We start from the raw sequence: 13,156 nt of genomic DNA on the forward strand, positions 1-13,156 counted from the left end.
CGCGTGCCCGGCGGGTCAGGCGCTGGTGCGCTGCTGCGGGGCGGCGACGTCGGCCAGGATCCTGGTCAGGACCGCTTCAGCGGTCGCACCCGAAAATTCGGCCTCCGGGTCCATGACGAACCGGTGGGTCCACACCACTGCCGCCAGTTCCTTGATGTCGTCCGGCAGGACGAAGTTCCGTCCCTGCGATGCTGCCCAGACCTTGGCGGCCCGGACCATGGCCAGGGCGCCGCGGACGGAGACACCGAGCCGGGTCTCCGGCGCGTTCCGGGTCTCCTCGCACAGCCGGGAGATGTATTCCAGCACCGCGGTGTCCACGTGGGCGGTGGCAGCGAGGTCAGCCATGTCCGCCACCGCCTGCGTGGTGATGACGGCGTTCAATTCCTTGGAACGGTCCTTCAGGTTGGATCCGCCAAGGAGCCGGACCGTGGAGGCGTGGTCCGGGTATCCGATGGAGGTCTTGATCAGGAAGCGGTCCAGCTGGGCCTCGGGGAGGCGGTAGGTACCGGCCTGCTCGATCGGGTTCTGGGTCGCCATCACCATGAAGGGCCGGCGGAGTACGTGACGCCATCGACCGTCACGCGGGATTCCTCCATGACCTCCAGCAGGGCGGACTGGGTCTTGGGCGAGGCACGGTTGATCTCGTCGGCCAGGACGATGTTGTTGAAGATCGGGCCCTTGTGGAACTCGAATTTCTGCGTCTTCTGGTCGTAGATGGTCACACCGGTCACGTCGGAGGGAAGCAGGTCCGGGGTGAACTGGATGCGGTTGTTGGAGCCCTGGACGGTCGCCGCCAGGGCCCGGGCCAGGGAGGTCTTTCCGGTACCAGGCGCGTCTTCGAAGAGGACGTGGCCTTCGGCCAGCATCGCCGTGAAGGTCAGCCGGATGACGTGTTCCTTGCCCAACACTGCCTGGCCGACGTTGGCAACGAGCTTTTCGAACGTGTCGGCAAACCACGCGGCCTGCTCGGTGGTCATGGTCATGAGGTGGTTCCTTCTGCTGTGGTCAGGTTCTCCGCAGGGCCCGGCGGGCCCCGCGGCTGCGTTGCGGTTGGTCGGTCAGCGGTTGGGCATCCCGTTGGGCGGGTTGCACCCGACGTTGGAGGTATCGCAGCGGAGCCAGTTGCCCGCTGCCATGCCTTCGCTCAGGTGGTACCAGATGCCGCTCGGGTTGTTCGAGGTCTTGTACCAGACCTGGTAGCGGTCGGCCCGGGAGTAGGCGCCGGCGTCGAGCCATTTTCCTTCTCCGGTGCACTGGGACGGGTTCCCGGCGATGTAGCTGTCGGTGCCCTTGCGGGGTTCGGTGCAGCTGCGGACCGGGCTGGCGGTGACGTTCCAGGACGTGGGCGGGGGTGGGGTCCGGTCGGCGCCGGAAGTGGACGTGGCGGGTCCACCAATGGCACCATCCACCACGGTCACGGCACGTACGCGCAGCCTGTGGCTCTGGTCCCAGCCACCGGCACCGGCGTCGAACCTGTTTGCAGTCCCGACGTTCTGCCAGCCCCCGCCGTCCATGCTGACCTCGTAGTACTTGAGCGGCCGGCCGTTGGTGTTGGGGTCGTTCCACGTCCAGTGCACCTGGCCGTCGCCCTTTGCCGAGGTGGTGCCGTTGACATTCGGTGCGTTGGCCGGCCCGTACGGGTTGCCGCTGCCGATGGCGCTGGCATCGCCGGAAACGTTGTTCTTGGTGGACGTGGCGATGATCGTCACGGTGATGTCCCGGCCGTTGGTCATGCCGCCGATGGTTCCGCCGCCGGCCGCGATAGGCCCGCTCCTGCCGTCGGCGTTGTAGGAGTACACGATTTCACTGGCGGTGGATCCGTTGCGCTGGGCCTCCGTCAGGGGCGTGAACGTCACCTTAAGCTGCCCGCTGGTGCCGGTGGGCGCCACGCTTCCGCTGCTCACCATGCCCGGCTTGCCCACGGCACGGATCGCCGCCGACTGTGCGCTGGTGGCGCTGGTGCCGGCCTTGTTCGTGGCCGAAACCGTGAACGTGTAGTTCGTCTCAGAGTTGTCCACGGTGACGTTCTGCGAGGTTCCGGCGACCTGCTGGCTTGCCACGACGGCACCGCCGCGGAGGGTAGTCAGGGTGTAGGCGGAGATGGCGTCACCGTTGTTGTTGGGCGCAGCCCAACTGACCTTCAGCTGGCTTTGCGATCCCACGGACGCGGCCTGTGACGCCGAAGGCGCAGTCGGCGTCGCGGGGACACCGGCCGGTACTTCGGCTGCCGAGTATGGGCTCCATTCGGACGGTTCCTTGGCGTCGTTCCGGGCCAGGACCCGCACCTTGTAGGACACGCCGTTCTGCAGGCCCTTCCAGACATAGCTGACCGAGGTCAGGCCCTGGACCTGGGCGTTCTGCCCTGCAGGCGCGGGTGAGATTTCCAGGTCGTAGGACTTGACCGGCGAGCCCTTGCTGGCCGGAGCCGTCCAGTTGATGGCCAGTTCCCTGTCGCCAAACTTCAGCGACGGTGCCAGCGGGGTATCGGGCTTGACGTCGGGCCGGACGTCGGCCGAGGCCGGGGACCGGTCCGACTCGCCAAACTCATTGGTGGCCGTCACCTGGAAGTGGTACGTGGTGTTGTTGGTCAGCCCGTTGAGCGTGCACGTGTTGGCCGGGCAGTCCTGCCGGAACCCGCCTTCGCCATACACGGTGTATTTGGTGATGGGCGAACCCCGGTCCGCCGCGGCGGACCAGTTCAGCAGCGCCGTTTGGTCGCCCACGCCTTGCGCCTGCGGCGTGGTGGGGGCGGCCGGCTTGTCCTTGACGGTCAGCCGCACCCGCGCGGTGGCGTGCCGGGATGCGTCCCCGGTCTTGTCCTCCACGGTGTAGGCCACCACCATGGTTCCGGTGAAGCCGGGGGCCGGCGTGACCGTCACCGAGTCACCGTTAACCCCCACGTTGCCGCTGCCCGTTTCGGTATTGGCCGCGATGATCTTCAGCGGTGTTTCCGGGAACGGGTTGGCATCGTTCGCCAGGACGTTGATGGTGACCGGTTTGCCGGCGGCGGCGTTGGCTTCGACGTCGTCGTTCGCCACCGGCTTGGGCCGGTTGGAGGCCGTCACGGCAAGCTGGTAGGTCGCCGTCGCCTCGAGCCCGCGCGGGTCCGTCGCCTTCACCTGGACCGCGGCCTTGGAGCCGGTGCCGGTGGAGTCCGCCGCCGAAACCTTCAAGGACTTGCCATCCACGCTGGCGTTGAACCCGGCGGGAGCTCCGCCCACCAGTTCGTACTTCATTTTCCCGACGTCGTCCCGGTCGGGGTCGGAGGTCAGTTTCGCGAGGTCGGTGGTGGCCGAGTCACCCTTGGGGACGTCGATGGCGGCGCCCAGGAGTTCGGGCGGATTGTTCTTGTTCGGGTCGGGCAGGACCTTTGTACGGATGCTGAGGGTGGCCTTCAGCCCGGCCGGATCGTCCGGTCCGGTCCCGTCGGTCACCTCGAAGGTCAGCGAACCGGGACCGACGTAGTCCGCGCCGGCGGTGTACTTCAGGCCGGTGCCGTCGCGGGTGACCGGGTTGCTGCCGTCGGCACCGATGAGCTTGATCCGGTCGGCCTGGGTCAGCCGTGGCGACTTGCCTTCGCGGACCTTGACCCACTCGTTGAGGTCGACGTCGACGGATTGCCCGGACACCACCTCGAGGACCTCGTCCTTTGCCAGTGTGGGGACCTGCTGGCCGAGGCCGGGAACCCAGATGACGGCCGTGGACTTGAGCCCGTCCACGTCCTCCACGGTGTAGGGGATGAGCTGGGGCTGATCGGTGAGGTCGACCAGAATGTTCCCGTTGCCCCCGGGCCTGGCCGTGGCGGCCTCGGTGCTGATCTTCAGGTTCTCCCCCACCCCGTCGGGGTCTTCGTCGTTCTTGAGGACGGGAACATCCACGGCGGTCTTGCCCATGGTCTGGGCGGAGGTCACCCTGTCGTCCCGGGCGATCGGTGCCTTGAGCGGTACGTCGTTGTCCACCACCATGCGGATGGTGGCCTGCGCGGTGGCGTCCCGGTCGTCGACGATGGTGTACCGGACGTTGACGGTCCCGGCCTCGTTGGGGGCCAGCAGGATGATGCGGCCGCTGTTCTTGCTCACGGTGGCCTGAAGTGCGGGATCGGCCTCGATGCCGTCGGTGAGGATGCGGATGCGATCGCCGTCGGGATCGGTGTCGTTTGCGGTGGCGTCGACGGCGATCTGGCGGACAGGGCGGACCCGGACCTCGTCGTCCACGGGGGTGGGCTTCTGGTTGGTTTCACCGCGGGGGGCGATGCCAACCGTCACGGTGCCGGTGTTCACGGCGCCCTGGCGGTCCACCACCTTGTAGCGGAAGGTGTCGGTACCGGCGCCGTCCCCGGCGGCAGTGAAGTCGATGAAGTTACTGCCCACGGTGGCGGTGCCCATGGCCGGGGTGCTGTCGATGCCCGTGAGCTGGACGGAGTCGCCGTCGGGGTCGATGCCGTCGAGCGGGACAGGGATCCGAACGGTCCCGGCGGCCACCACGCGGGCCGTCAGGTTCCGTGGTTGCGGCCGGGAGTTCTCGGCGCCCTCCAGCGGGAGGATGTGGATGGTCACGGCGGCTGCGCTCTTCTGGCCCTGCGGATCCACCGCGTTATAGATGGCGCGCACCGTCTTCGGCTGGCTGCCCGCGATGAACCGGAGCGTGTTTTCGGAGACGAAGCTCTTGCCGTCGGCCGGGTCCACGGCCTGCGGCAGGACGGGGTCGACGGTCAGTTCCTGGCCCTGCGGGTGCGTGTCGTTGTCCAGGACGGGGATGGTGACGACGTCGTTCACTCGGACGTTGACTTCATCCGGCTTGGGCTGCGGTGCCTCGACGACGGCCGGGGCCGGGACGGGCACCACGGAGACGCTGCCCGTGGCGGACTTCCTGCCGTTGGACATCGTGTATTCGAAGAGGATGGGGTCCTTGGTTCCCAGGATGTCCGTGATCCTCAGGACGCTGTGGTTGATCACGCTGACGGATACCAGCGCGTCTTCGGGCAGTTTGACTGATTGCAGCACCAGGACGCCGCCGGAGGGGTCGGAGTCGTTGGCCAGCGGGTCCAGCAGCACGCTTCCGCCGGCAGGCATCAGCGCAACGTCGTGGACTGCCACGGGGTCGCCGGTGTCGTTGCCGGATTCCACATCCACGCGGATAAGGCCCTGGCTGCTTTGGGGCCCGTTGCTGGCGATGTACGTCAGGTAGACCGGGCCCGGGGTGGTGCTGCGGAACGTGAAGGTGCCGCCGTCGGTCACCGGGCCGAGATCGGCCGGGCCGTTGGCTTCCACCTGCGCCAGCCGGAGCGCGCCGCCGTTCGGGTCGACGTCGTTCTTCAGCGGCGAGATGACCAGGTCCTGGCCCACCACGGCCGTGACATGGTCCGCGTTGACCACCGGGGCCAGGGCGCCCGGCGGCTGGACGTTGACCACCACCTTGCCGGTGACCGTGGCGCGGCCGTCCCAGATGGTGACCTGGACGTTCTTCTTGCCGGCGGTGGCGCCGGAGTCCTGGAAGGTGAGCAGGCCGTCGCGCCGGACCTTGACCTGGTCCTGGTCGTTGTCCGCCTTGGCGTCCAGCAGGACCAGGTCGTCGCCGTCGGGGTCGATCCAGTCCGTCAGGATGTTCTGGCTGACGGTTTTGCCCTGTTCCACCAGCATGGTGGTGTCCTCGCCGCGCTTGAACTTCGGCGGCTTGTTGTCGTCCGGGCCCACCACGCTGAGCGTGACCTGGCCGGTGGCGGACAGGCCGCGGCCGTCCGAGGCGCTGTAGTTGAACGTTTCCGTGCCCGGTTTGGCGTCCGCGGGGACGGTGATCTGGAAGGCTGTCCCGCCATAGATGTTTTCCAGGGTGCCGGACTTGGGCGCGGCCTCCGGCGCCACGGCAGCCGTCAGGACGTCGCCGTCGGGGTCCGAGTCGTTGTCCAGGACGCTGAGGATGGTGGTGCGGCCGGGGCGCACGCCGACGGCGTCGGGCTTGGTTTCCGGCGGCCGGTTGGGTTTGGTGCGGTCCGGCAGGACGTTGATGGTGTTGTTGTCCGCCGATTCCTGGTCCTGGTCGTCGGATTCGTTCTTGGGTGGGATGACGTCGTCCCAGTTGTTGACCAGCTGCATGTTCTGGTTCACCAGCCACACATTGCCCGAGTTCACATCATTCAGGACCACCAAATCCCGGTTCACCCGGAAAACATACGACGGCGACGCACTCGCCTTAGGCACATCAACGTTCCTGTCATCACCATCATTGACGCAATCACGCACATACTTGTTCGCACCCGACCACGCCGCATGCACACACCCGCCCAACTGCACCGGCGCCGCCGGAACACCCTCGCCATCGAACGCCACCACCTTCGCAGTCCCGCCATCCAACGGCTGCTTCAACAACGCCTTCCGCGTCGCCACCGCCACGACATCACTGCCCGGCCCCGCCTGCTGCAACTTCGCATCCCGCGCATCCTCCAGCTGCAACCGCTTGCCACCGGGAAGAAACAGGCTGCCCGCGGCAGCATCCAACACCACCGGCCGGTCCCCCACCACCGTCATCTGCAGATCCCCAGCCCCCCTCAGGTCAGCCCACGTATCCGACTCCGACGACGTCACCCCGCCGTCGGCATCGACCCCCGTCACCGTCACCGTCCCGGTCTTCGGATCCGCCGAATAAATCCGGTCATCCGAACCCACAGCAGACACCGTGCCCTCCGAACCCACCAACACCGGCTCGGACGCTTCCTGATCAAAACCATTCACCGTCGACGGCGAAACAGCCCACACCTTCCCCGACGCAGCATCCGTCACCGACATCGTCCGCGCCCCAAAACTCACATCAGCCGCCCCCGGCAACTGCTTATCCCCACCAAGGCGCATATTCGCCGGCGACACCTGGTTCAACGTCGAACCAGTCTCATCATCAACAAACACCTCACCCGCATGCTGCAACACATCAAACGTCGCCGACGCCGGCGTCACCGCACCATCCAAAACACGCGACGGATAATTCAACCGCCCCACCGCATTCTTCGACTTACTGACCACCCACACGCCACCGTCGTTCAACTCCACCTCAGTGGTCTTAAACCCCGGATACAACACAGCACCCGTCACCACAACAGCCAAAACAACACCAAACGCCGTCCCGCCGACGGCTTTCCTATGTCGCTTCTTCAGCCCAAGCTTCCCCAGCAGAGTTGTCACAGCGTTACTTTTCCCTCAGATTTGTGTAGCCAGATGGCGGCCTGTTCGCAGGACAGGCAGTAGGCTTTCTTTCCCCCGGGCAAGCCTATCGAAGCCCCGCAAGCCCCGCGATGGGGAGCTCTATCCCGTGCCGGTCCGCCCACCGGCCCCCGGGCGCCTATGGCGTCGCTCCCGTCGGGAAGGTGCACAGCGGCACGCCGCTCTGCGCCGGCGAACCGATGGTGGTGTGCAGTGACTGGATCCACCGCGTCGCGTTCGGTGAGCCGCGCATGATGTAGTACCACTGGCCGTCGCCGCTGTAGGTGGTGCCATGCGGCTTCCAGCACATCACGTCGAAGGTGTCGTACTGGGACATCCAGGGCCGGTCGTAGCCGCTCTGGCCGTCGCACGTGTGTGCTACGGGGTCATAGGACGTGGCGCCGGGCAGGTCGGTGCAGCTGCGGTCCATGCCGCTGCTGAGCCGTGTGGTCCAGCGCGTCTTGGCCGCTCCCGATTGTGCCGACGCTGAGGCGACAGGGCCACCGGTGCCGCGCGAATTGACGGTCTGGACGTCGATGGAGTGCCGTTCGTTGAACCCGGCGGTGTTGATCGTCCGGCTGCCGGAGGCTGCCACGCGTTCCCACCCGCCGCCGTCGATCCTGATCTGGGTGTAGGCGATGTCGTAGCTGCCGGCTGGCGGCGATGCCCAGCTCAGGGTCAGGCTCTTCTGGTTCTCGGCACCGTCAGCACCGGACGCCGAGGGCGTGCCGGGTGAACCGTACGGGTTTGCGGTGTCCGCGGTGCTGGCGTCCGAGCTTGGTGCAACGGACGAATTGGCGATCACGGTGATCGCCGTGGCGTCGCCGTTGGTGAAGCCGCCGACGGTCTGTCCCGGCCTGATGGGGCCGGACTGGCCGGTGCTGGCACGGTAGGTGTAGCTGACTTCGGCGTACGTTGAGCCGTTGCGTTCGGCGGCGGTGAGCTCGCGGAAGTCGATGGTGACGGACCGGCCGGCCCCGCCGGTGTTGGCTTCGGAGGCGGTGACGCCGGAGACCTGGCCAAGCTTGCCCGTTGCCCGGCGCGGAGCCGACGGGGCACTCGTGGCGCCTTTGCCGGCCTTGTTCTCTGCCTGCACGGTAAAGGTGTAGGACGCTTCCGAGTTGTTGGCTGTGAAGTTGGCGGTGCGGACCGTACCGGCCACCATCTGGGTCTGGTCGGCGGCGCCGCCGCCGCTCATGGTGACGTAGTAGTTCCGGATCGCGTCACCGTTGGTGTTGGGTTCTTTCCAATCCACCTTGATCTGGTTGGAGGTTCCCACGGCGGACGCCACGGACGTCGTCGGCGCTCCCGGTGCTGCCGGAACGCCGGCCGGGTTGTCCTCGGCCGAGTACTGGCCCCAGTCGGACGGGCCGAGTTCATTGACTGCCTGGGCGCGCACCTTGTAGCGCACCCCGTTGGTCAGCCCGGTCCAGGTGTAGTTGAGGCCGGCCACGCCGTTCTTGACCGCCACGCCGTTGGCTGGCGGCGGGGAGATCTCCAGGTTGTAGTTCTTCACGGCCGAGCCTTCGGTCCGGGCTGCGGGCCAGGCGGTTTCCATGGTCTTGTCCCCCGCCTTGACGGTTGGGGCGTCCGGCGGCGAGGGCTTCTCGTCCGGGCGGATCTCGTTGGATGCCGGCGAGGGGTCGGATTCGCGGACCTCGTTGGTGGCGGTAACGGTGAAGACGTATTTGACGTCGTTGGTCAGCCCGCTCAGCGTGCAGGTGGTGGTGGCGCAGTCCTGGCTGAAGCCGTTGGCGGAGCGGACGGTGTACTTGGTGATGGGAGCGCCGTTGTCCGACGGCGGTGTCCACTTGAGGACCGCCGTCCTGCTTCGGACGTCGGTTGCCGTGGGCGCTGACGGCGCGTCGGGCCGGTCGCGGACGGTGATGCGGATCCGGCCGTCCGTTTGCCGGGACACGTCGTCGGTCTTGTCCATGACCGTGTAGCGCACCACCATCACGCCTTTGAAGCCGCTGGCGGGGGTGACGGTGATGGAGTCGCCCGCTACGGCCGGCTGGCCTGCGGCCGAGCCGGTTTCCACCGTTGCGGCGGTGATCCGCAAGGCTGCCTCGGGGAACGGGTTGAAGTCGTTGGCCAGGACGTTGACGGTTTCGGACGTGCCGGCATTGGCTTTGTCCACCACGTCCTCGTTGGCCACGGGCAGCGGCCGGTTGGAGGCCACCATTGTGGCGGTGACGGTGGCCCGGACGGGTTCGGAGCGGCCGTCGGTGACTTTGAGCGGGATGCTTCCCTTCCAGCCGGCGGCTTTGCCGGAGTCCGGGGCAACCTTCAGCACGGCCTTGTCCACGCTCGCGGTGAAGCCGTCGGGCAGTGCGCCGTCGAGTTCAAAGGTGAGTTTGTCCTGGTCGCCGGAGTCCACGTCCTTGGCGAGGTTTCCCAGGTCCAGGGTGGCGGATTCGCCCTTGGGCACATCGAGGGTGGCGCCGCTGAAGGTGGGCGGGTGGTTGGCGTTCGGGTCCGGGATGACCTTGGTGATGATGCTGAGCGTGGACTTCAGGCCGGCGGGATCGTCCGGTCCGGTCCCGTCGGTCACCTCGAAGGTGACCGACCCGGGGCCTACGTAGTCCTTGAGGGCGGCATAGCGCAGTGCGCCGCCGTTTCCGGCCACCACGTTCTCTGCCTCGGCGCCCTGGACCCGGACCCTGTCCACCTGGGTGATGCGGGGCGTGCGGCCATCCCGGACCCGGACGTAGTCCGCCAGGTCCAGGGTGGTTTCCTTGCCGGACATCACTTCAACGACGTCGGCCCTGGCCAGGGTGGGGTGCTGTTCACCCTGCCCCGGGACCCAGATGACCGCCGTCGTGCTTTGGCCGTCGATGTCGGTAACGGTGTAGGGCACCAGTTGGTCCCTGGGCGCCAGCGTGACCCGGACGGTGCCGTCGCCGGTGGCACGCGCGTTGGGGTTGCCGTCGGGCAGGGTGATCCTCAGCTCGGAGGCGACGCCGTCAGGGTCGGCATCGTTCTTGAGCACCGGGACGTCAACGGCGGACTTGCCGAGGGTCTCGGCCGGGGTGACCACGTCATCCTTCGCCAGCGGAATCTTCAGCGCAGCGTCGGGGCTGACCTTCACCCGGATCACGGCGCCGGCCTGCGATTTCTTGTCGTCCTGGATCTTGTAGCTGACGCTTTCGTTGCCGGCTTCGGCCGGCGCCGTGAGCAGCACTTTGCCGCCGTCGGCTGCTTCCACGGCGAGGTCCGGGCGCGCCTCGAAGCCGTTGGATACCAGGCTGATCGGGTCGCCGTCCGGGTCGGAGTCGTTGGTGAGGGCGTCGACGGCGATCTTCCGGCCGGGGCGGACCTCGACGGCATCGTCGACGGCGATGGGCCTTTGGTTGTTGGCTTCCTGCGGGGCGATGCCGACGATCACGGTGCCGGTGTTTTCGGCGCCGATGCGGTCCTGGACCCGGTAGGTGAAGGTGTCCGTCCCGGCGGCGTTGCCGGCCGCGGTGAATTCGAGGTGGCCGTCCTTGACCACGGCGGTGCCCATCGCAGGAGCCTTGTCCACCCCGGTCAGCTGGACCGAGTCGCCGTCGGTGTCGATGCCGTCCAGGGGAACGGGGATGCGCACGGTCATGCCTGCCACCACCCGGGCGGTCAGGTTCTTCGGTTCTGGCCGGGTGTTGAGTTCGTCGTCGCGGGCACGGATCCGGATGGCCACCTGCTGGGAGTCCGATTGTCCGGATTCGTTGGTGACTTTATAGATGGCGTAGACGGTCTTGGGTGCTTCCCCGGCGATGAACCGGATGGACTGGCCTGAGGTGAAGATGCGGCCGTCGACGGCATCCGGTTGCTGCGCCAGTTCCGCTTCCAGGACGAGCTTTCCGCCGTTGGGATCGGTGTCGTTGTCCAGGACGGGGATGGTGACGACGTCGCCGGCGCGCACGGTGGCTTCGTCGGGTTTTGCCTGCGGCGCCTGCAGCTTGGCGGGGGCGGGGACCACCAGGACGGCGATTTCGCCGGTGGCAGAGGACTTGCCGTTGGAGACGGTGTAGGTGACCGTCAGCTGGCCCTGTGCACGGACATCGGTGATCCGAACGACGGAGTGGTCCAGGACGGCGACGCTCAGCGGCAGCCCGTCCGCGGCGGTCACTGACTGCACTACCAGGACGCCGCCGGTGGGGTCCGAGTCGTTGCCGAGGACGTCCACCAGCACGCTGCCGCCGCTGGGGAGGAGCGCGGTGTCGCGGACCGCCACCGGGGCGCCGTCGCCGCCGCCGGGGACGACGTCGACGCGCACCAGTTGCTGGGCACTGGCGGGTCCGTTGGTGACGAGGTAGGTGACGTAGTGGGCGCCCACCGCGGTGGAGTTGAACGTGAACGATTGCTGGTCGGCGCCCATGGTGGCGGTCGAGTTGCCGTCGGGGGTGACCTGGGCGAGCCGCAGGGCGCCGCCCTGCGGGTCCGAATCGTTTGTCAGCGGGGTGATCACCGTGTCCACCCCGGCAACGGCCACGAGGTGGTCCGCGTTGGCGATCGGCGGCAGGGCACCCGGCAGACGTACCTCGACGGTGACCTTGCCTTCGGCGGTGGAGCGGCCGTCCGAGACGGTGACCGTGACGGTTTTGCGGCCGGGTTCGGCCCCGGAGTCCTGGAAGCTGAGCAGCCCGTCGGGGCGGACTTTGACCTGGTCCCGGGGATCGCTGCCTGCGGCACCCACGACGAACAGGTCGTCGCCGTCGGGGTCGATCCAGTCCGTCAGGATATTCTGGCTGACGCTCTTGCCGGCCTGCACCACCAGGGTGGTGTTCCGGTTCGGTTTCTGCCGCGGGGCGGAATTTTCCCCCGGCGGGACAATGTTGAGCGTGACGTCGGCGGAGGCGGAAAGGCCGCGGCCGTCGTCGACTGTGTACTTGAAGGTTTCCGAGCCGGTTTTGTCCGTCCCGACGCTGACCTGGAAGCCAGTGCCGCCGTAAACCGGGGTCATCAGGCCTGCTTTGAGCGGGTCCGGTGTCCGGACGGTGAGGATGTCGCCGTCGGGGTCGGAGTCGTTGTCCAGGACGGGCAGGATAGTGGTCTTCCCGGCGCGCACCCCGAAGCTGTCGGGTTGGGCCACCGGCGGGCTGTTGGGTTTGGTGCGGTCCGGCAGGACCGTCTGCTGGACTTCGTCAGCGGAGTCCTTGTCGGCGTCCTCCGAGGTTTCCTTGGGTGGGATGACGTCGTCCCAGTTGTTGACCAGCTGCATGTTCTGGTTCACCAGCCACACATTGCCCGAGTTCACATCATTCAGGACCACCAAATCCCGGTTCACCCGGAAAACATACGACGGCGACGCACTCGCCTTAGGCACATCAACGTTCCTGTCATCACCATCATTGACGCAATCACGCACATACTTGTTCGCACCCGACCACGCCGCATGCACACACCCGCCCAACTGCACCGGCGCCGCCGGAACACCCTCGCCATCGAACGCCACCACCTTCGCAGTCCCGCCATCCAACGGCTGCTTCAACAACGCCTTCCGCGTCGCCACCGCCACGACATCACTGCCCGGCCCCGCCTGCTGCAACTTCGCATCCCGCGCATCCTCCAGCTGCAACCGCTTGCCACCGGGAAGAAACAGGCTGCCCGCGGCAGCATCCAACACCACCGGCCGGTCCCCCACCACCGTCATCTGCAGATCCCCAGCCCCCCTCAGGTCAGCCCACGTATCCGACTCCGACGACGTCACCCCGCCGTCGGCATCGACCCCCGTCACCGTCACCGTCCCGGTCTTCGGATCCGCCGAATAAATCCGGTCATCCGAACCCACAGCAGACACCGTGCCCTCCGAACCCACCAACACCGGCTCGGACGCTTCCTGATCAAAACCATTCACCGTCGACGGCGAAACAGCCCACACCTTCCCCGACGCAGCATCCGTCACCGACATCGTCCGCGCCCCAAAACTCACATCAGCCGCCCCCGGCAACTGCTTATCCCCACCAAGGCGCATATTCGCCGGC

At 67.1% G+C, this 13,156-nt stretch carries 2 protein-coding genes and 1 pseudogene; all 3 read right to left on the minus strand.

Going from position 1 to position 13,156, the window contains the following annotated elements:
* Positions 1-15 precede the first annotated feature (15 nt).
* The 3 genes and pseudogenes from AC2JAJ_RS00995 to AC2JAJ_RS01005 all read right to left on the minus strand — a co-directional run bounded on the left by AC2JAJ_RS00995 (position 16) and on the right by AC2JAJ_RS01005 (position 13,083).
* Positions 16-983, minus strand: a pseudogene (locus AC2JAJ_RS00995) (AAA family ATPase).
* Between the two features lie 75 nt (positions 984-1,058).
* A complete protein-coding gene (locus tag AC2JAJ_RS01000; protein WP_486414600.1) occupies positions 1,059-7,172 on the minus strand; it encodes an Ig-like domain-containing protein in 6,114 nt (2,037 codons plus the stop codon).
* Between the two features lie 157 nt (positions 7,173-7,329).
* On the minus strand, positions 7,330-13,083 hold the full coding sequence (locus AC2JAJ_RS01005) for an Ig-like domain-containing protein (protein ID WP_501053300.1): 5,754 nt from the start codon (positions 13,081-13,083) through the stop codon (positions 7,330-7,332).
* Positions 13,084-13,156 lie beyond the last annotated feature (73 nt).

The organism is Arthrobacter sp. MOO21 (genome assembly GCF_057369995.2).